Genomic DNA, 19035 nt, shown 5'->3' with positions numbered 1-19035 from the left:
TAGTATCTGTACGTGGTATCTATTTGAAAAATTGTGTGACCGAAACACGTGGTGGATATAGCTTGGCCAGTCGAGAGGTTAAATTCCGGGAACACTGATACTGGTGTTCTCACCGTTGTTGAACCCCTCGCTGTTGGCAACAGGATCTGAACCGAGGTCGTTACACGGACTCGACTTGCAACGCCTTGAGAGCAGTTTCCAGCGGTCCATGAAACTGCCACGAGGCTTGCTCGAACGCCTCGTCTGTCGGCCCATCCCACCGCGGAAAGCCGGCGTGGTCGCTCACCTTGACGGTCCATTCTGCCGGTTCATCGAATGGGGTTCGCGTTGGCAGTTCGACGACGTAGAGATACTCTTCGTCACCGTGAATGCCGGTGGCAGGATCTTCAACGCCGTGGCCGAGCAGGAACAGCGGTTGCTCGAGATGCGCCATGTTCGACGAGTTCAGAAGTGGTGTTTTGATAGTGGAATACCCATACATAACAACATATGGGTCTGTCAAGACAATTGATTGTATCCGCAACAGTTAGCATTCTATCCGGGATTCTCTTTGTATATGCACTATATATGGGAATTGAAACATCTGGTATGGTGATGATTGGTGGCGTCTGTTTGGTCTTTTTGGGTCATTTGTTTGCCACCATCCGTCTTTAGTTAGGAGACGAATCGCGTGACAGCGGCGGCTTATCGAGGTATGTTTGCGGAAGGAACGAGGAGGCGGCAAGTGTGCACCAAGACGCCTCCTCATCTCGGATTATGCGTCGGCTCACTACATTGTTTCCCTCTGAGTTCCTCAAAGAGCACGCCGAGGAACTCGGCGTGGTCGAACGTGATCGCAAGCTCCAGATCCCTGCCTTCGTCTGGGCGTTCGTGTTCGGCTTCGCCGCAGGCGAAAGCCGAACACTCGCTGGCTTCAGACGAAGCTACAACGCCACCGCTGACGAGCCGATCTCTCCAGGCGGTTTCTATAACCGGTTAACGCCCTCGCTCGCGGAGTATCTCCGCGACCTCGTCGAAGTCGCACTCGACGAGGTCGCTGTTCCGGATACAGTCGATGCAGATTTTGACCGATTCCGTGATGTGATGGTCGCTGACGGGACAATCCTGCGGTTACATCGGTTTCTCGCTGATGCATACGAACCACGGAAAGGGGAGCAGGGTGGAGCGCGGCTCCACCTGCTCCACAACGTCACTGATCAGACGATCGACCGGTTCAGCGTCACTGACGAAAAAGCACACGACAGCACGGAGTTTGACACGGGACCGTGGCTCAAAGACCGGTTGGTACTGTTCGATCAAGCGTACTTCAAGTACCGCCGTTTCGCACTGATCGACGAGAATGACGGCTACTTCGTGAGTCGGCTCAAATCAAACGTGAACCCGGTGATAACCGGAGAATTACGGGAATGGCGTGGCGACGCCATTCCCTTGGAGGGTGAGAAAGTCCACGACGTGGTTGATGACCTCTATCGGCAGTATATCGATGTTGAGGTCGAAGCAGAATTCCAGCGCAGAGAGTATGCAGGGACGCAGTCGTGGGACACGAAGACGTTCCGCGTCGTCGGCGTCCGCAACAAGGACGCCGACGACTACCATCTGTATATCACGAATCTCCCGCGAGAAGAATTCTTACCGGCAGACATAGCGACGATCTACCGCTGCAGATGGGAAGTTGAGTTGTTGTTCCGCGAACTCAAGACGCAGTACTCGTTGGACGAGTTTTCCACGAGCAAGAAGCACGTCGTTGAGATACTGCTGTACGCGGCGTTGCTGTCACTGCTGGTCAGCCGTGATCTGTTGGATCTGGTCACCGAGCAGGCAGATGATGAGCTCGTGTTTCCACCAGAACGCTGGGCGGCGACCTTCCGGTCGCACGCCCAGCTCATCCTTCACGAACTCGGTGAACACCTCGGCTACTCTCCGCCACCGTTGCTGGAACGGTTGATCGACGACGCTCAGAAGATACACCAACAACGACCGATACTCCAAGAGAGGCTCGCTACCGCTACACAACCGAGGACTGGGGCCTAACTAAAGACCAATGGTTTGCCACTATATCTGGGATGTCAGACAATTTTCTTCAAGTCGGAATAATTGGCTTAGGAGGAGTTGCGCTCTTTTTAGCGTTGTCTGGCAGTCAAAATGAACTAATATTCGGCGCAATAATTCTTGGTGGAATAAGCGCGATTGAATCAGTGTATGAACAAGTGTAGTTACCGAATCGAGCGTTCCAGTTTCGCTACGAATAAAGAAGGCGTACACCCTCACCAACCACTGACATGATAAAATCTTTGAATAATCGCTCAAAATTCAGCCATAATGCTCTCCAGACCAACCACTCTTCAATTACGGATGGTCGCTGTCCTTCTTGGACTCGCTCTTGTCTCAGTTGGATTTCTTGTGGGAGTGTGGGTTGTCTTCTACGGTGTACTCGTCTTTTTTGAGAGTGCGCATGCCACTCAGATAGCGGGTATTGTTACTGTTGCAACGCTTGTGACGATCGGTTATCTCGAGTACAGGCAGCTCGAAACGATTGAACGACGTGCAGATGCCTATCCAGTGGATCGGGAGACGGCACCGGAATTGTATCAAATAGTGACGCGAGTTGCTGCCCAACTCAATGTCCCTGTACCAACGATTGCGATCTCAGACCGCGACACACCTGAAGCGCTGGTTGTCGGGTTTCGACCGGAACACATGCATCTGGTACTCTCTCTTGGAACGATCGATGCGCTCGACGGGCAGGATGAACTGGCAGCAGTGATTGCACACGAACTCGCACACGTCAAAAACCGAGACGCGATGGTAATGACGGTTGCGTCGCTTCCTGTTGTGCTCGCCGATGGCTTACGATCGCGGATCACACAGACAGACGATCATGGACCGATTGGGATCGTGACCGTGCCACTTGCATATGTTTCGACCGGCGTGTGGGTTGTCGGGCGAACACTCACGGCTCGCCTGTCTCGAGCCAGAGAACGAGCAGCGGATCGGGCGGCTGCGGAGCTGACCGGATCACCTGCTGTGCTTGCGACTGTCCTCCGGCAACTCGACGAGGAAATAGCCGACACACCGACTCGAGATCTGCGTGAGGCCTCCGGCATCTCGTCGCTTTCAGTGCTGCCACTCGAGCCCGACGAGCCAGCGAAAGTCATGCTCGGGCCGGACGGCGACACTGAACCGTCGTATTGGTGGCTCGTGACGTGGACACACCGACTCAAACGCTACCTCTTTGGAACACATCCACCAACCGATGAGCGAATCAAGACGCTCTCAGACCTCGAGCGTGAACAGTAAAGAGAAGCGTTATATCAGTTATCTTGTTTGCTTTCTTGATACCCTGTTCGTCCTGCTTTGGCCGACGTTCGGAGTATCTTATAGAGGCCTACAAGAAGTCTGACCGCGAGAACAGTCACTCCGAGTATTCCAAGTATCTCTCCAACTGGCGGATTGCTAATCTGGACGAATGAGGAAACGAGCGCGCCTGTGAACAGTAAGCCTAGGCCTATCCAGAATGCCTCATTGCGTTGGGAAAGTGCGGTCAGTGTGTCAGCTACCATATGGAATATTTCTCGTGTTTGAGTATAGTATTTTGGTGTGTGAAACGAATATAGTTGTACACCTACTTCCCGGCCAATTCACCGCAGCATTCGGTGGATCAAACCAGTTGGAGAATGCTCTGACACCCGTCGAGAGCAAGGTTTAGTCGGGACGGTACGTAACTACCCCTATGCCATTCAGCGTCAGTTGGCACACGCTTCTCGAGCATCTTGATGACCTGCCGGCGGACGCGACACTGATCACACCATTGTCGCACTCCCACATCCACATCACAGATATCCAGGAACACCGCATTATCGTCCAGTTCGACGAGTCCAGCGAGAAGCGCCCGCTCCAACGCGATCAGTTCGAGTCGCTGTATCATCAGATACAGACCGCGCACGATGGGTTCGATCTCGACCGGCTGCCGCCAGATGCTGACCCGTATCCAGCGGTGTTGAGCGTCCATCCCCGCTTCGAGATTGACGAGGATGCGGGTGTGATCGCTGAGACAGACGGGCCGACGACGACCCAACTGGCCGACACAGCACACGAACCAGATACCGACGATGACCGCACCGAACCAGACGGTCTGGACGTCTACTCGGATGCCCTGCTCCTAATCGATGCACTCGAGCGCCACGACGTAACCGACCTACCTGACTTGGAGACGGCCACCCTCGTAAATCTCTACACACTGCTGTCGGATGTCCAGCGTGACGCTAACGACTTTCGACAGGAAGTCGCCGATGTGCTTCTCTCACGGCTCCATCACGACCGGCCTGTTGCCGGTCAGTACGGCTCCGTCCAGCGTACGAGTCGCCGCAACCGATCGCTCAAAGATGACGAAGACGTCCTCTCGATGCTCGAGGCAGAAGGGATCGACCGTGAGCGCGTCATGAGCGTTGACCGCCAGAAGGTCGACGAAGCACTCGAGGTGACGACGCTCACTGAGTCCGATGTCTACGAGATCGATGAGAGCGAGTACGTTCGCAAGGCGGAGGTCGACGACGACGTCAAGGAGTCGCGCCTTCAGGGATTGAAGGATCGACTCGCCGCCAGCGAGGAGACAGAAGCCGAGGAATTGCGACAGGAAATTGAAGCACTCGAAGAGCGTATCGATGACCTCACGAGTTTCCGAGCAGGGACGGAGGTACAGGGATGACTACTGACGGCTTTTGTGGCATCACGTACAGACAAGGAATCAGCAGGGTTCCTCCCGGTCGTCCTGCAATCTGACACTGGCAGTATCGAGTTAGTCATCGTCGTCCTGTGATCAGAGTTCGATAGCCCGCTTCTCGAGCAGGCGGAGGATCGGAACACGTTGTTGGTGCTGGTTTTCGTAGGCGATGCAGGCTCGAAGCGTCTCCATATCGTTGATCGTCGCGATGCTGGCGTCAATCAGTCGTGTGTTCGGTGCCTCGAGCCGCTGAGCTGGTGAGAGTTCGCTCGAGTCTTGAGAGTGCTCTGGCGTGTTGCTCATTGGATGTTGCCTCTACCCCTGTCGAGGCACGAAAAACGAGTCGCAAACTCAGGCTCGGTTTTTGCTACACCACTCTTCGAACGCGTTCTCAAATTCGCTGAATAGGTTCCGATGAAAGTCACCGATGTACGGAAGTGGATATCGCTGATCCTCATCCGGAGCATGCGCTAAGTAGTCGCCAGCGCTATCGAGATCGCCTTTTGGCGTTGCTTCAAAGTCTTGTTTCTGGAAGTACAATTGATAGCAATCACTTCCATCTTGTGTCCCCTCATATTTGACCTTGAGGCACCAGTAGTCGCCATGTTGGAAATCGTTCCGTAGTCCCCAGAGAAACGTACCCCGGCGAGCATAGTCTGGTGCAGCCTTGTCATCTCGTGCTGGGAGGAACTGTCCCTTCCTGATATGCTGGTTTAAGCGCTTGTTTAGGATTGAGCGAATCTGTTCGTTATAGGAGTACAGCGATGAAACATAATTGTGTACACGTCGGTAGACCTCATTTTCCACATCTGTTTCATCAGCTCCTTGCTCAACGATGACCGTTCCTGTGGTTGAAATGTTGTCACACATCTGAGCCAGCTCGTGGAAGTTTCCGTGAACAATATAGGCTGATGATCGCGCTCGCGCCAAATCACGATCAGTAACCGGCTCTGCCGGCCCTTTTGTATGGCCCAGTAACTGGTCTACCGTATTCGTCGAACCACAGTTGCCCATTTGATCTACCGCTACTCGTCTTCAGAGTCGCTCGACATCTTCGCTGCTGCCTCGCGGTCCTTCAGAAGTTGTTCCTTAGACTGGCCAGTCGTTTCGGCCAGTTCATCTACAGTGGGAATGTCCTTCAGGGCCATCTTCTTACCTCTAAATTCCCTGCTTAGACAATTATACCTTTCGCACAGTCAGATACCGTTTTCTCTAGGCTGAACAGGGCGAGGGGATCGTGGCTTGCCCTATAGTATTTCATGCCAAACACATCCTCTCCAATTTACACTGAAATACGCCTTGTATGCCGTATGACGCTACGAACTTGGTGAATCACCTCGGGGTCAAGCCCCGAGGCACCTGCCTTGCACTTCTATAGATGGCTTGCGCTCTCACCTGCTGCTAGCGTTCTGCGCCATAGACGATTTTCGAGGGGCTTCGTAGCCACAGTCAGGACAGTCGAACCATCGTTTGACTTTTGCACCAGCAGCAGATTTCTGGCCGACAATAACGTCGTTGTTCGGACACTCAGGACAAGCGAGTTCGGGGGCTGGTCGGTTCCAAAGTTCATCCCGAACGCTGGTCGCTTCTTTTGACTCGAAGCCTCGTGACCACACCGGATAGCCGTCGACGAGAATCGCTGCCCGCCACTTGTACGCATAGGAGTCAGGGGCACGATGCAGGACGGCTCGCGCACCTGTCTCCGTATTTCGATATGCCAGCGTGGGTGTTCGACTCTCTCGTGTCCAGTTCGTAATTCGGGGCATGAGTACTCAGAAATGGACATCTGCCGGCACGATCCAGCACGTCTCGCGCTCGTCAGTCTCCTCGAGGAGGCGATCGAGGTGTCTGCGATGGCGGATGCCTGCCGCGTGTTGATTATACAGGCAGATCGACGGGCCACGGGAGGCACCGACCTGCTGGAAGGCGTGCCGAGCAAGGCCCTCATCGCGCATGATCTCGTCGTCGTTGTGTTCCTCGAGTGCCGTCTTCACCCGATTCAGATTGCGTTGGAATGTTTCCGTCGTAGTCTCCCAGGCCCGCTCGAGGAGTTCTTCGCCGTCGTCGGACGTAACGGGCGCAGCCGTCGGCAGGTCGCCCCACCGTGCTTTTCCAGCCACTGTTGTCTCCTCTTCGTCGAAGGTGACGTAGTAGTCGAACACTGCACAGGAATGCGGCTCCGCGCCAACCAGTCGGTCGAACACGGTCCTTCCGGTTGACAGTGCCTCGTCTGCTGTCGATGCCTCTACCAGTGCGTAAATGATCATATGCATCTGGGATACCTCACTGCGCCGACGCTCTGGTCAGAGTTCGCTTGATTCTGCTCAGAGCGCCGGCAGCCATCACCGGCGCACAAAATCACTACTGGAACGCACCTGTCTCACGGAGGAGAACGATCCGAACCGGTAGTAGCATCGACAGCGATTATCAGGTCGCTCGACTCGTCGGTAGCTTCGAAAAGACCACGGGTGCCTTTGGAAACTTGCACTGCCTCGAGTGGAGCACATCATAGAAGACTCGTGAATTGTTTCTTTCAACTCTCTTTTATTGAATCAGCCGGTAAGTAGATGCGCGAATCTAACGCTGACACTCAGTCAGAACGGTTGAATAGCGCTACCGCCTATCCAGCTCAGCGATTTGTGTCGCACAAGAGACTTTTTGTTTAGCAGGAAAGAGAGGACACTGAGCCCCCGTGCTTAACGAGCGACAGAAGGGAGCGAGTAGACAGGGTAGTTCACTTCACCAGAATGTACATCACCACCTCTTATCATCGCGAGTCGATCATGTCTGTTCATGGCTACCGTTGCTGAGTTCACGATACCGGCGGAGGGATTTCCCTTGGGCAGCGTGTTCAATGATTTCCCCGGCGTCGAAGTTGAATTGGAGCGAGTCGTCCCCACGAACAAAGCGATAATCCCCTACTTTTGGGTCCGTGGCGTGAGCGCCGAGACGGAACACAAGATCGAGGAGGCGTTCCGTAGGCATACAGATGTACAGAGCGTTCACATGATTGATGAAGTGGACGGAGAGTATCTAATGCAGGCCAAGTGGAAGCCAGGGTATCAGGGCATTCTCAAAGCAATTGCCGAACATGACGTCGTCCTGATTTCCGGGGCAGGGACGGCAGAGAACTGGAAGTTAGAGGTGCGGAGCGAGAATCAAGAGGAGATTGCTGATTTTCAGCAGTACTTACGCAAACACGAGATGTCCGCTGAGCTTACTAGCTTGCACGCTCTTGCAAAGCTTCGGTCGGGAACTGAATACGACCTGACTGAAGGACAACGAGAGGCATTAGTGCTCGCGTATGAACGGGGTTATTTCGACAGCCCGCGTGAAATCACGTTAGCTGAAATCGCAGAGGAGTTCGGTATTACCGCTCAGTCACTCGGCTCTCGACTCCGGCGTGGAAATAAACGCCTCATTCGAAGTACTCTTATCGAATGATAGAGATACTCGGTTGTATTTAAACGCCCTTCGAGATAAGAAATAACTGTAAGGCCATTCCGTAGATAACTTGTGGACGTATGAACGCAGGAGATGATCACGCCGCAGATGCATCCGCTGCACAAGAATGTGATTCTTCACTTCCCGCTCGAAAATCGATTTCTGTAGATGGTCTCAATTCGATCGGGACGTTAGAATACGATGAGAGGACCGGCCGATACCGAGCTACATACGACCACGGGCAAGACTTCCCAAGTGAGGTCATTATTCATGCAGTCGCCGCGGTTTCGAATACCTTCCCCACAGACCTCGAACCTCTTTACTCGGTCATTGATCCAGACGCCCTCGATAGCCTGTGCGCTTCTCTGACACAGGGGCGTCACGAAGGAGATGCTCGAGTCACGTTCGAGTTTCACGGCTACACTGTGGCTCTCAACAGTTACGGAGTAGTGGAGGTTGATCCGACGACGCACGAGATGGCGAGCGGTGAGGAGAGATGAAGGCGCTCTATCTGAATTGCAAGGAGGCACACGGGGAGCGGTTTCGCGTAAGCGCGGCAATCTCGGAGGGGTAATATATTCCTTCGAATGCCCTGAGTACGGGCATGAGTGGAAGATAATCGTCTAACGAGACTGTCTGAAGTCTTCTCACGGTGTTGATTACAGCCACTTCCACGGTGAATTGGCAGATAAGTAGGTATACGTATCTATCGTGAACAGTATTGAATTATTTCTGAGGGGAATCTCGTTGCGCTTCTTTGATCGACTTTTTTGGTAGGTATCTCGGCTTCCGGGGAGCGTTGCGAGCAGTAACGTGGGGTAACATCCGGCACAGACGCTAAGAGATTGTCGTCTCCGAGACTCCGAATTCAGCCTACCGCAAAATCAGCGGTGTTCAATCGTCAGCGGCAATCTGGTTGTTCCACTCAATCTCTGCAGTGTCGGTCAAGAAGGTATCGAGCCCATCTATTTCACAGAGTTCGACAGTCTCTGACTCAGAATCGACCGTGACGACACCCGTGTCTGCGAGTTTGGGAAGGTGTATATGATGGAGCGTGGTCCGAATGCTCTCGACAGTCTCGTCGGTGGCGGTCATACCAGTGTCGTTGGCTTCCCATGCGGCGAGTTCGGAGGCAAGAGTATCAAATTCCACTGGATCGGCGTGGTTGGTTAAGTAGTACAGGACGTATCGCCGCCGTGGATTCCGGAGCAAGTCGAACAACTGATTTACGTCTCCGGTATCGAGTCGTCCAGTCACAAATGAATGCATGCACGCGAATCGCATAAGTGTTATTTATATGTTAATTGTAGGAAATTGACCTTCCCAAGCCAGACCTCCTGTCCGGATTATATTCCCAAATTAGATATGGAAATTATCGCAGCACAGGTAGACACAGTTAAAGATTACAAGTGACCTATGTGTGGTCGAGCTACTCTTCGTCTTCGGCGAGCTCGATATGGAAGTGGTTCCACGGTTGGGTGGTTTGCTCGGAAATAATGTCGCTTCGATGAATCTGCAGTCCGATGTCGTCGAGCTCCTCGGTGATTTGTTCGATGCGGTCGGTCGATTCGGCCACGGCCTGAACCTGAATGTTTCGTTCCCCGGCGAGCAACTGTTTCACATCCACGACACCCAGCACGTCGAGGGCTTGCTCGGCGGTGGATTTCCGATCCGTGACGGAGACAGTGCCAACGAACTGGATGACGAGTGGGTACCCGGCCTGTTCGTAGTCAATGTCGGGGTGGTAGCCCTGAATGATACCCCGGTCTTCGAGGCGCTCAATGCGATTCCCAACGGTCGTGCCAGTCACGTCCGTTTGCTCAGCGATATCCGTATCACGCTTGCTCCGTGCGTCCACCTGCAATAAGTGGAGGATTCGGCGGTCGATATGGTTGAGTGGTTCGTCGTCCATACGCTGTACACGCTGTCGAACGAGTAGAAGGTTCAGGTCGGACATTCTCTGATACGTACCAGTCACGATAGAGAGACGCTCTGTACTGAGCGATCATCACCGTCGCAGGTCGAACCCGACCTCATGTGACATTCGCATCCAGTATTCAGCAGGCGGCTTTTAGCACAGCTCGGATAGATCGATAGCCACTTCGGCACCTGCTTGCCCTGTACTGACTGTTCACTACAGCGTCAAATGGGTCCGTGACCGATCCTATGACCCGCTCGGTTAGGAATCAATGTGGGTATCAGTAGATTCACCGCGCTCTGGTCAAGTGAGAAGACTCACTTCTTCCAAGAGCGCCGTTGCTGTCTCGACTGCTCTGTTGAATAGATGCTGAGTTACGGTTACAGCAGCTTACACACTGATTCTATGTTGACGAAGGCGAACATCAGGACAATTTCACGGAACTGCCGACACCAGCCGAACGCTCGCACGGCATCGCCGACCGAGCGCTTCGTTGTCGAATACGAAGTCTCGGCCATCCAGCGCTGAGAGTAGCCTTTTGCCCGGATGAGAGCGTTGTTCACGACTGCTTTCGGTGATGAGCCACGGTAGTGAACAAGGTGCTCGACGTCAAGTGCTGAAATCTCGTACTACGTGTGCCAGTGTTAGAAGTCGTTGTCCGCAGCACGGTCAGCAGGTCGTCCGCGTTCCGGCGGACGGGACGGAACGGAACCCGATCGACTGTTCGCCACCGCGGCTCCGTCACACGAATCGCCGCGAGAGTCGAACTCGAGTTCGAGTGTCGCCTCGACTCAGGCGAACTCGTCGGCGAAGACGAGACTGTCGGACCCGTCGTAAATGACGTGCAGGCCGCCACCACTATCGGGCGTCCAGTTCGCCTCCTTTGCGTACCCGCTTTCTAAGGACACAGACACCGCGTACTCCGACCCGAACCGCGTTCTGTTGTTGATCTTGTGCGTCGCCGCGGACTTGAGTGTCACCGTCTCGTCGATCGGAATCTTCTCCTCCTGATTTCGATTCTCCTCGACGTTCTCGACGCGAATCGAGACGGTGATCGACTCGTCATGGAGGTTGTGCACGGAGACGTCCGAAGCACCCTGTGCACTCGACTGCGTCGGAGCGGGTTCGTCGCCCTGCGTCTCCCGGAAACTGGCACATCCCGAGAGGACCGGAATCGATAGGACGGCGGCGCACTCGAGCAGGGAACGTCGGCCTAATACCATAGCAGTCCAACAATTAAATTTTCCGTAATAAGCGTTGGTACCGAACGCGGTGCCTACCTTCGGGTTGCGACGTTCGATGGAATGAGTGGGTCACGAACCGTCGAAGTGCTCGCTCGGCGATGCCGTGCGAGCGCTCGGCCGGTACCGGCAGTTCCGTGAAATTGTCTTGACGTTCGCCCTCGTCAACATAGAATCACTGTGTGAGCCGCTGTAACCGTGACTCAGCATCTATTCAACAGAGCAGTCTCGACACGTTCTCTGTCTGCGTCAGTCAGTTGATCGCCCTCGTGATTATTGAGTTGACTGAGTGCACGATGCAGTCTGTACCCTGGTGTGTTTCGTGGGTCCATTGAATGCGCCTCAGCCGATCGCGGCGCGGATAAACACGACGTGATACGACAGTCATGGAGGGACTGACCTGTTACCAGTTAACGGCAGGCCGCTATCCAACTACCAGTTTAATTGTCTAACGGGCACCGTTCTTTTCCGCGTGAGACTCCTGAATACATGGCTGTGATTTGACCGGAAGACACATTATTCTGTGTGTCCATAGGCTTCTGTATGCCCAGTATCACGGTCAACGTAGATGACGATCTCAAAGACCGAATGGAAAACCATCCGGAGATCAACTGGAGTGAGGTTACGCGCCAAGCCATCCAAGAGAAGATTGAAGCACTCGAAATGATGGACGAACTCACTAGTGAAAGTCAGCTCACTGAGCGCGACGTTCTGGAAATCGCCAATAAGATCAACGAACAAGGACGTAAGCGCGTCGAAGAAGAGTCGGCGTAGACTTGACGAATGAAGCTGGTCATTGACGCCAACGTCGTTATTTCTGCACTCATTGCTAATTCGAGAACACGGGAACTCATCGTCACACTCGAACCAGAGCTCTTGACACCTGCCTTTGTTTATGACGAAATCGAGAATTATGAAGAACTGATCGTAGAGAAATCCGGAATGGAGCCGGAACGAGTAGCACAACTCATCGACCTCTTGTTCCAGTACATTGAGGTCGTTCCTGCTGACGACTTCTATCCGGCTATCGAAACAGCAGAAGCGGAAATCGGAGATACCGATCCTGACGATGTGTTGTACCTCGCGTGTGCGATTGCCAGTGATGCTGCTATCTGGAGTGACGATTCTGACTTCGACGAACAAAACCTAGTCGAGACGTACTCAACGAGCGACGTGATCAGGTCGTTTGATACGATTTAACTCGGTATATCTGTCTCTCAGTTTCATTCTGGAGTCGGCCCATGGCGCGGCATCTCGCAGACCTGGCACTCCCAGATTGCGTGACCGGTCCAGGTTTCGTCGGGAACCGAATCATGATCGCTGAATCGATGATCGGTTGTGCGTCCGCACTGGTGACACTCGAGGCGGTCTTTGGTCGGAATGCCACTGTCTTGGTGCTCAGGTTCACGTTCTTTAGGTGCCTGTTGGAGGGCAATTGCAGGAACTAGCCACGCATCATTGCCGGCGTTGTCGAGCAACGTCGCAAGTCGCTGCTTGTCGCGAATGCCGGATCCACTTTCATCGTAGAGATACGTTGTCAGCTCGTGGTCACTATCTGCGACTGGGTGGAGTTGGTCACTCCATGTTGTTCGATCACGGGCGGCCGCGAGAAGTTGCTCACCGTCAGTGGACGAGATTCGTACTGTAGCAGGAAGCACGGGCCACCGATCAGCCAGTTGGGCTGCGGGCTCGTCCTCGAGATCGTAGATGATCGTGCAGTCGTCGACAGTCTGTTCGGTCGCATTCGACGCAAGAAGCGTCGCAGCCGCCGCACCTTTCGCGACGGCGCCGTAGAACGTCGACGATTCGACAAGCATGTGGACGACGCCAAGCAGCATCCACTCTGTTGCTGGTGTGTCTGTCTCAGAAGAACAGTCCTCGAGATGGTTGGTGAGACAGAACAGGCACTTGGTCTGGTCAGGTGGGGTCGGTGCGCCACAGGAGCGACACTCGGTATCTGCTTCTGCTGGAGTATCCGGATATCCAGTTGTCGCCGTCGCACTCCGCTGTCGATCAGGTTCGCCGTCATCATCCTCGCTGAGTGTTTCATCTGGGATATGCGACGCTTCGCCGGTCGGACGAAGCTCCTCAAAGTCAGAATCTCGGTCAGTCATTGGCTGGGTAGTGGATCGTGTTGTCTCACGTCTCGATGCAGGCACCAGTTCGAGAGAGAAGATCTGGAAATGAGATCACTGAGACGCTATTGCTGACGGAGTCCTGCTTCTCGAGCTTCACGGTTGCTGGCACAATGAATACACGCTGGCAGATCACCATCAACAGCGAAAACCCGGTAGTAGTTCTCCGTGACATGAGAGCCACAGCCATCACATTCTGGCATTATTCAAATCTATGTTGTTACTCCAGTAAATATCTTGTTCCAATACTTGGTGTGATTTTTACTAATGGCATTCTATCTAAGTGGGATTGACTCTTTTCTGGGTCTGGTATTGTTGCGGTTCGAGAAGGAATCCACAGTCTTCACAACGAGTTTCGACTGCGTTGTGGTCACCCGTCCGTTGCAGTTGGGGCACGGACTGGCGCTCGAGTTGGGCTGGACATCTCGTCGAATGTTGTCTGGTAGATCTCTCTGAGAGTCATGGTGTTCACGAGGGCAATGAGTAACTCCGACTGCCCCTCACCCACTCGTGGGGCACAGAAACCTCTCTCAGGAGACAGTAGCAGAGTTCTTTGTGAAACTCGCCATAAGTACAGGCGAACTATTGAGCGTCTTTTAGGTGGACATACGAATCCTCGAGCGCAAGGATCCACTTGTATGTAGCTCATCACATCTTGCATTTCCTGGGAAAAACACACACTTGTCAGCTTCTCCTGGGTCTTCAATCAAGACATGGATAAGTTCATTTTGATCCGAAGTGTCGGTTGGAGGGGCGTTTTCAGGTATTTCATCCATGTCATGTCTGCATACGGCTTCTGGGGTGAAAAACCTTACATATGGACAATAGGATGCAGGTCTTAAGACAATAATTGTAATTTCTCGGCTGTGTTGAATCGCCATACGGCGTTGGATTTCACTGTTTGACGGCCTGCTTGATGTTATAGACGACACACATCAGGGCGATTTCACGGAACTCTCGATACCAGGTACGCGCTCGCACGGCGTAGCCGAGCGAGCGCTTGACGGCTGAGTTGACGGTTTCGGTCATTGACCGCTGAGCATACCGATCTTCATCCAATACGAGCGTGTGCGCGTGATCGTACGGCGCGAAATCCGGTGTTTGATCAGCGGTCGAATGTCGAGTTCACGGAGTCGTTCTCGGAGTTGTTGCTTGTCATAGCCCTTATCAGCAGCCAGTGACTGCAGATCGCCCGCGTTCCGGCGGGCGATCTGCTCACAAAATCCGCGTCACTGCCTTCTAACGTCGTCGAACAGTGAAGGTCGAGTACAGCCTGCGTTGCTGTATCGACGAGCTTTGTGACTTTGAGCGTCTGGACGCGATAATTCGTTCGCTGGCAGTAGTGGCGGCTCGCACGATCTCGTTCGTAGAATGTTGCGTCGATAGCAGCGTGTTCGGATGGATCGTGTAGCTGCGCCGACTGGCGCAGCAACACTCGACAGACGCTCATGCTGATCCGGTCGAACGCCTTACACAACGTGGATGGCGAGGGGAGATCGGCCGCGCTGAGGCCGATCTCCCCGGTTATTTGTGGCATCTCCTTGAGCAGGTCAATCGTCATTCGGTAGGACGTATCGAGGTAAATCCGCAGACAATGCAGGGAAACAAGGGCATAGTCGGCGAATCCGCCGCCACCTTTTGGGGCGGCGGATTCGTCTCCATCGCCAGTAACGTTTTGAGCAATCGGCACAACTGCCTCAATGAAGCGGGAGATTTGGGTCATGAACAACTGAAGTCTCCCGCTTCAAGACCTTCGATTTAGCGAACCATTCCGCCGCCGTCTAGTGATTCAACACAGCCAATTTCTCTTTATGAGTCACTACGCACTGATATATCTGTGTGGGCGTTGTCGGCCCGATTATCTCGAATGAGCACTCGGACTGGACAAGAGATAGTCGCCATCTGTCCTAACTGTGATGCCGTTTATCCTGCTATTCGGCTTCCTGATGGGAAAATAAGACGGAAGGGAAGGTATCCGCATTGTCAGTGTGGAACCAAATCGCTTGTCGAAATTGAAATCGAACAGTAAGCATCTGTAGTTACCGAATTGCTCGACTCGGTTTCAGGCATACTTCTGAATGAAGAAGTCGTGGGACGGATTCATGCGGTGGGCGAAAGCCAGGCAGCGCAACGGCCATCGGCCGTGAGCAGCCCGGACCGTGGAGGTGGTGGGAGGTGGCGGTGACCGCGTTCACACCAGCAAAAAAGGGGCTTCGCCACGGCTATTCCCACCAGCAGCCGCGCTCCGGGAAGTGGATCATCGACCACCCGGTCACGGCCAGTGAAACACGGCCTTCGTGCCAGTTCCGGGCAGCCTTGTGAATTCGCACCTGCTCGCCTCCTCGATCCACGGCGCGTCTGATGACTTCCAGATCGTCACGCGTGTCTGTCCACTGTCGTCTGCGATGAGCCCGACCTGTGCGATACTCGGATGCGAGGGATCCCACAAGGTTTCGACACGCCCTTGGATGCTCACCTCCTTCCGAGAGACCTCCTCGAGTTTTCCAATGGGGATGACGTGTCCAGGCGCCGTCTGCAGTTCCTCGAACACGTTGACAACCGCACTCGTCAGGTCCTGGCCACCGACGACGGCCTCACTCAACCGCCGGCTAATCGCCGCTCGAGACCAGCCATCCAACTGCTTTGCGAGTCGCATCGACTGCTTGTTCACGGCCGCCAACTGCTCGAGAGAGCTCTGTACGAGGATCCGCTCGTTCCGGGTCTGCCATTGGGTCCACTCGCCGCCCGTTTCTGGAATTCCACACGCCGCGCTTTGTTCTGGTTCGCAGCGATCGTTCGCGTCCGTCTCTCACGACCCTCCTGCGTTCCTATCTCGGCCTGGGCACTGATCCGCTCGAGTTCATCCTCTCGTGCTCGAATCCGCTCTTCCTGCTCGAGGGTCGCGCCATAGATCCGCTCATCATTTGTATCGACGATTCCGTCTGGGTGGTTCGCATCCACCTTTGCTTGGACCTCTTGCTCGACTGTTGCCTCGAACTCCGGCGTCTCGCCGACGACCGGGAAGCCGTCTTCATCGACTGCCTGCTCGTCCGCCTGTTTGAGTGCCTGTTCATCGACCGTAACGACCTTGCTACTCGAGTTGTTACTAGACATTGGAGTTCAACTCTGAAGGCGCTCATGCGCGCCTGCCACCGCGATGCTAGGACATCGCGGTTTTCCGACGACACTGACCGACTAGATCTATCTGCGCGCTCGCGCTCGCGCCTTCGTGAGCGCCCATCTGGGCGCGAGCGAGAGCGCGCCTGAATGAGGTAACCCAACCAGCACCGCGCGGCGTCCCGCCCGAAGCAAGCGGCCAGCTTTAAGCCGTTTCTCGTGTCCGGCCCGAACTGCGGGTCCGCGTCCAGCACGACTGTCGTCGAGAACGCGCGCCGCAGTGTGGCGCGCGACAGCGCAGGCGGCACCAAGCGCTGGAACGCGAAAGCCCGCGAGGGGCGCAACCGAAAACGCGCTTAATGCTGGCGTCGAGACCAGATTCATTTTAGCCCGGAACGGTGAGCGACGCCAGGAGCGAACCGCAGCCCGGAATGGTCGGTCGCGAGCGACGCGGAGGGCGGCACGCGGCGAGCGGGGTGGGCCGATACTCAAGAGCGAGCAACCAACGCTATAGCCTCCCGATCAATCCACAGGGTGGGATCAAAAGGGGCTGGCGCGCTCGAGGAACCCCGCCGACGCAAGCACCACAGCCTGTGAGGAGCGCAGCGAGGTCTTCGCGAGTAAAACGAGCGACGGGCAGCGAGACGCCTGCGTCTCGACAGGCGCGGGACTCGAGCGAGTCAGGGGCTTTCACCCTATTATCGAAAGCAGTGATTGCAAGCCGTTCACTGAGATTTACTTCATGATAGCTGTTTCAGTGACCCATCTGCACACTACAGATGCGAATGTAGTAGACGGAACTTCCATTGTTCTAGTCCGTCACCACGCCAGTCACTGAGAAAAGCTCATATTCCAGTGCCGCTCGATGCCCCAGAGAAGCACCCAAACCAGTACTGGCACGAGGGTTATCGACAGCAGTAGTGCACCATCATATCCTGCATTCGGCTTTTCAATGAGTTCTAACACTGCAATCAATCTGAGGAAACCGAGAGCAAGAGCTCCAAAGAGTATGGCAGTTGGAAGTTTAAAATCATTATTTTTCACGAATAAAATACCAAGCAGTGTGATGATTGTGCCAAAGAATACCGCTCCTCCGGCGATTAATAGAGTCAGGGCCACCCAGCCACTATGGTTCGGTATAGTAAGTATGGTTACACCAGTGTCTATTCCCAACCCCGCTCCAAGTAGCGCAATGATAAGACCAAGCAGCGCGAATATGGCCGCAGGTATGTCATATTTAGTGATTGATTTCATTAAGTGGTATCCCATTAGTCTCGGCAAATGTTTTCTGGTATTGAAGGATACGTGCTTCGCCTGTACTGTTCGTTTGACAATCCACGATTCTTACCTTATCAGAGGGAGCTTCGGAACAGAACCAAGTGTCCACTACGGACTTTTCCTCGAGAGCCGCTCTTCATCACCGCCAGCGTCGACTCACTCCTCGCGATCATAACTTCTCCGACAACCGATCCAGTTTCTCCTGCGCAGACTCACGCCGGTCGCAAGTGGCGTCCGGTCGGTACTCCATCGACGTGATTTCACCATCCTCAAGCATCACCGAAAGCACGCCACCGTCCGTTTGAGCGGGCTCAGGCAATCGACCCACAGGGACATCGACTTGCTCGATCACCTGCTCATTCCTCGAGCAAGATGACGGCAATCTCACCGTCTTCAATTCGATCGACAACGCCAGTGTAAGTCCCATCCATCTTTCTCACCCCATAGCAGGAGCGACAGCTCCATCAATTCCACTGGCGACACTATCTGCGGTAAGCTGAGGAGATATCAGGGAATTCGTCTCGTCGTCGGAATCAGGTGTCTCCGCAAGGATATCCTCGGCGTCCGTCGAGAACGACTCTCTCGTCTCTACGTCGACCGACGTGCCGTCAGTGCGAACCACAATATCGCCGTGGACTCCCGTCCAGTACGTTTCGATCTCTCGCTCGGCAAACCGTTCGAGGACCTCATCGCTTGGGTGCCCGTACTGTGAGTCGTAGGCACTCGAAATGATAGCCATCTCCGGATCTACGGCATCCACGAAGGCGTCACTCGAGGAGGTCGATGACCCGTGATGGCCAGCCTTGTAGACATCGCTCTCGAGGTCGCTTCCCCACTCGTCGACCAAGCGCTGCTCAACGCCAGTATCGACATCACCGGGTGCCAAATACTGGAAGTCACCAAACTCGAGCGCCAGTACCACACTGTTATCGTTAACGTCACTCCCAGCGTCCCCAGCAGGCGGGTTCATCACCTGGGCAGAGACATCGCCCTCAAGCGGCAGTTCATCATCGCTTTCGACGATGAGAAATTCGACATCATACTCGTCGACGGTATCGAGGTAGTTCCCATAGGTCGCAGAATCCGATGGGACACCCGAATCGTATGCGGTTCCAATACCCTCACCAGTCGTCTCGAAGTGCTCGATCACAGCAGCGTGACCACCGATGTGGTCGCATCAGC

18 protein-coding genes and 6 pseudogenes are annotated in these 19035 nt (G+C 54.3%); 8 read left to right on the top strand and 16 right to left on the bottom strand.

Annotated features, from left to right (window positions below):
- Positions 1-160: 160 nt before the first annotated feature.
- Positions 161-451 (bottom strand): annotated as a pseudogene (locus E2L06_RS20775) (hypothetical protein); the annotation flags it as partial.
- A gap of 305 nt (positions 452-756) precedes the next feature.
- Here E2L06_RS20775 and E2L06_RS20770 point away from each other — a divergent pair.
- From E2L06_RS20770 to E2L06_RS20760, 3 genes are all read left to right on the top strand, one after another.
- On the top strand, positions 757-2031 hold the full coding sequence (locus E2L06_RS20770) for an IS4 family transposase (protein ID WP_138783233.1): 1275 nt from the start codon (positions 757-759) through the stop codon (positions 2029-2031).
- Between the two features lie 288 nt (positions 2032-2319).
- On the top strand, positions 2320-3297 hold the full coding sequence (locus E2L06_RS20765) for a M48 family metalloprotease (RefSeq protein ID WP_138783104.1): 978 nt from the start codon (positions 2320-2322) through the stop codon (positions 3295-3297).
- Between the two features lie 433 nt (positions 3298-3730).
- On the top strand, positions 3731-4705 hold the full coding sequence (locus E2L06_RS20760) for a hypothetical protein (protein ID WP_138783103.1): 975 nt from the start codon (positions 3731-3733) through the stop codon (positions 4703-4705).
- A 111-nt stretch (positions 4706-4816) separates the two neighbouring features.
- On the opposite strand, the gene E2L06_RS20755 is transcribed toward E2L06_RS20760, so the two are convergent.
- From E2L06_RS20755 to E2L06_RS20740, 5 genes and pseudogenes are all read right to left on the bottom strand, one after another.
- Positions 4817-5023, bottom strand: coding sequence for a hypothetical protein (locus tag E2L06_RS20755; protein WP_138783102.1), 207 nt, complete (start codon positions 5021-5023; stop codon positions 4817-4819).
- A 48-nt stretch (positions 5024-5071) separates the two neighbouring features.
- Positions 5072-5734, bottom strand: a complete 663-nt coding sequence (locus tag E2L06_RS20750; RefSeq protein WP_092935479.1) for a hypothetical protein — start codon at positions 5732-5734, stop codon at positions 5072-5074.
- 11 nt (positions 5735-5745) lie between these two features.
- Positions 5746-5868 carry a hypothetical protein gene (locus E2L06_RS22875; protein WP_262488537.1) on the bottom strand — a complete coding sequence of 41 codons (123 nt, stop codon included), beginning with the start codon at positions 5866-5868 and terminating at the stop codon, positions 5746-5748.
- Between the two features lie 253 nt (positions 5869-6121).
- Positions 6122-6486: pseudogene (locus tag E2L06_RS20745) on the bottom strand (hypothetical protein).
- 6 nt (positions 6487-6492) lie between these two features.
- Entirely contained in the window at positions 6493-6993 is a 501-nt protein-coding gene (locus tag E2L06_RS20740) for a hypothetical protein (RefSeq protein WP_138783100.1), read from the bottom strand.
- A gap of 520 nt (positions 6994-7513) precedes the next feature.
- Here E2L06_RS20740 and E2L06_RS20735 point away from each other — a divergent pair.
- Both E2L06_RS20735 and E2L06_RS20730 read left to right on the top strand, forming a co-directional pair.
- On the top strand, positions 7514-8164 hold the full coding sequence (locus E2L06_RS20735; RefSeq protein ID WP_138783099.1) for a helix-turn-helix domain-containing protein: 651 nt from the start codon (positions 7514-7516) through the stop codon (positions 8162-8164).
- Positions 8165-8244: 80 nt separating this feature from the next.
- Entirely contained in the window at positions 8245-8664 is a 420-nt protein-coding gene (locus tag E2L06_RS20730; protein ID WP_138783098.1) for a HalOD1 output domain-containing protein, read from the top strand.
- A gap of 394 nt (positions 8665-9058) precedes the next feature.
- Here E2L06_RS20730 and E2L06_RS20725 read toward each other — a convergent pair whose 3' ends face one another.
- The 4 genes and pseudogenes from E2L06_RS20725 to E2L06_RS20710 form a co-directional block, all read right to left on the bottom strand.
- Complete coding sequence (locus E2L06_RS20725; protein ID WP_138783097.1) at positions 9059-9421, bottom strand: ArsR family transcriptional regulator; 363 nt, start codon at positions 9419-9421, stop codon at positions 9059-9061.
- A gap of 172 nt (positions 9422-9593) precedes the next feature.
- The gene (locus E2L06_RS20720) at positions 9594-10076 is read right to left on the bottom strand and encodes an Lrp/AsnC family transcriptional regulator (protein WP_138783096.1); all 483 of its coding nucleotides are present in this window, start codon (positions 10074-10076) and stop codon (positions 9594-9596) included.
- A 386-nt stretch (positions 10077-10462) separates the two neighbouring features.
- A pseudogene (locus tag E2L06_RS20715) lies at positions 10463-10782 on the bottom strand (IS5/IS1182 family transposase); the annotation flags it as partial.
- A gap of 91 nt (positions 10783-10873) precedes the next feature.
- A complete protein-coding gene (locus E2L06_RS20710; protein WP_138783095.1) occupies positions 10874-11305 on the bottom strand; it encodes a hypothetical protein in 432 nt (143 codons plus the stop codon).
- A 103-nt stretch (positions 11306-11408) separates the two neighbouring features.
- Here E2L06_RS20710 and E2L06_RS20705 point away from each other — a divergent pair.
- From E2L06_RS20705 to E2L06_RS20695, 3 genes and pseudogenes are all read left to right on the top strand, one after another.
- Positions 11409-11519: pseudogene (locus E2L06_RS20705) on the top strand (IS5/IS1182 family transposase); the annotation flags it as partial.
- Between the two features lie 347 nt (positions 11520-11866).
- A complete protein-coding gene (locus E2L06_RS20700) occupies positions 11867-12097 on the top strand; it encodes a hypothetical protein (RefSeq protein ID WP_138783094.1) in 231 nt (76 codons plus the stop codon).
- 9 nt (positions 12098-12106) lie between these two features.
- Entirely contained in the window at positions 12107-12523 is a 417-nt protein-coding gene (locus tag E2L06_RS20695; protein WP_138783093.1) for a PIN domain-containing protein, read from the top strand.
- 23 nt (positions 12524-12546) lie between these two features.
- Here the strand turns inward: E2L06_RS20695 and E2L06_RS20690 are convergent, their stop codons facing one another.
- The 6 genes and pseudogenes from E2L06_RS20690 to E2L06_RS20660 all read right to left on the bottom strand — a co-directional run bounded on the left by E2L06_RS20690 (position 12547) and on the right by E2L06_RS20660 (position 19003).
- Positions 12547-13437, bottom strand: a complete 891-nt coding sequence (locus E2L06_RS20690) for a hypothetical protein (RefSeq protein WP_138783092.1) — start codon at positions 13435-13437, stop codon at positions 12547-12549.
- Between the two features lie 915 nt (positions 13438-14352).
- Positions 14353-15181 (bottom strand): annotated as a pseudogene (locus tag E2L06_RS20680) (IS5 family transposase).
- A gap of 499 nt (positions 15182-15680) precedes the next feature.
- Positions 15681-16572 (bottom strand): annotated as a pseudogene (locus E2L06_RS20675) (DNA-binding protein).
- A gap of 834 nt (positions 16573-17406) precedes the next feature.
- On the bottom strand, positions 17407-17829 hold the full coding sequence (locus E2L06_RS20670; protein WP_138783087.1) for a hypothetical protein: 423 nt from the start codon (positions 17827-17829) through the stop codon (positions 17407-17409).
- Between the two features lie 193 nt (positions 17830-18022).
- On the bottom strand, positions 18023-18205 hold the full coding sequence (locus E2L06_RS20665; RefSeq protein WP_249361544.1) for a DUF3006 family protein: 183 nt from the start codon (positions 18203-18205) through the stop codon (positions 18023-18025).
- An 84-nt stretch (positions 18206-18289) separates the two neighbouring features.
- Positions 18290-19003, bottom strand: coding sequence for a ComEC/Rec2 family competence protein (locus E2L06_RS20660; protein ID WP_394348760.1), 714 nt, complete (start codon positions 19001-19003; stop codon positions 18290-18292).
- Between the last annotated feature and the right edge of the window lie 32 nt (positions 19004-19035).

Origin of the sequence: Haloterrigena sp. H1 (assembly GCF_005938085.1) — an archaeon.
Classification (GTDB): domain Archaea; phylum Halobacteriota; class Halobacteria; order Halobacteriales; family Natrialbaceae; genus Natrinema.
Note: the sequence above shows the minus strand (reverse complement) of the source record. Positions and strands in the feature narration are given on the sequence as shown.

Coding starts and splice junctions, on each gene's coding strand:
- E2L06_RS20770 (WP_138783233.1), top strand. CDS start 757: ATGCGTCGGCTCACTACATTGTTTCCCTCTGAGTTCCTCAAAGAGCAC.
- E2L06_RS20765 (WP_138783104.1), top strand. CDS start 2,320: ATGCTCTCCAGACCAACCACTCTTCAATTACGGATGGTCGCTGTCCTT.
- E2L06_RS20760 (WP_138783103.1), top strand. CDS start 3,731: ATGCCATTCAGCGTCAGTTGGCACACGCTTCTCGAGCATCTTGATGAC.
- E2L06_RS20755 (WP_138783102.1), bottom strand. CDS start 5,023: ATGAGCAACACGCCAGAGCACTCTCAAGACTCGAGCGAACTCTCACCA.
- E2L06_RS20750 (WP_092935479.1), bottom strand. CDS start 5,734: ATGGGCAACTGTGGTTCGACGAATACGGTAGACCAGTTACTGGGCCAT.
- E2L06_RS22875 (WP_262488537.1), bottom strand. CDS start 5,868: ATGGCCCTGAAGGACATTCCCACTGTAGATGAACTGGCCGAAACGACT.
- E2L06_RS20740 (WP_138783100.1), bottom strand. CDS start 6,993: ATGCATATGATCATTTACGCACTGGTAGAGGCATCGACAGCAGACGAG.
- E2L06_RS20735 (WP_138783099.1), top strand. CDS start 7,514: ATGGCTACCGTTGCTGAGTTCACGATACCGGCGGAGGGATTTCCCTTG.
- E2L06_RS20730 (WP_138783098.1), top strand. CDS start 8,245: ATGAACGCAGGAGATGATCACGCCGCAGATGCATCCGCTGCACAAGAA.
- E2L06_RS20720 (WP_138783096.1), bottom strand. CDS start 10,076: ATGGACGACGAACCACTCAACCATATCGACCGCCGAATCCTCCACTTA.
- E2L06_RS20710 (WP_138783095.1), bottom strand. CDS start 11,305: ATGGTATTAGGCCGACGTTCCCTGCTCGAGTGCGCCGCCGTCCTATCG.
- E2L06_RS20700 (WP_138783094.1), top strand. CDS start 11,867: ATGCCCAGTATCACGGTCAACGTAGATGACGATCTCAAAGACCGAATG.
- E2L06_RS20695 (WP_138783093.1), top strand. CDS start 12,107: ATGAAGCTGGTCATTGACGCCAACGTCGTTATTTCTGCACTCATTGCT.
- E2L06_RS20690 (WP_138783092.1), bottom strand. CDS start 13,437: ATGACTGACCGAGATTCTGACTTTGAGGAGCTTCGTCCGACCGGCGAA.
- E2L06_RS20670 (WP_138783087.1), bottom strand. CDS start 17,829: ATGAAATCAATCACTAAATATGACATACCTGCGGCCATATTCGCGCTG.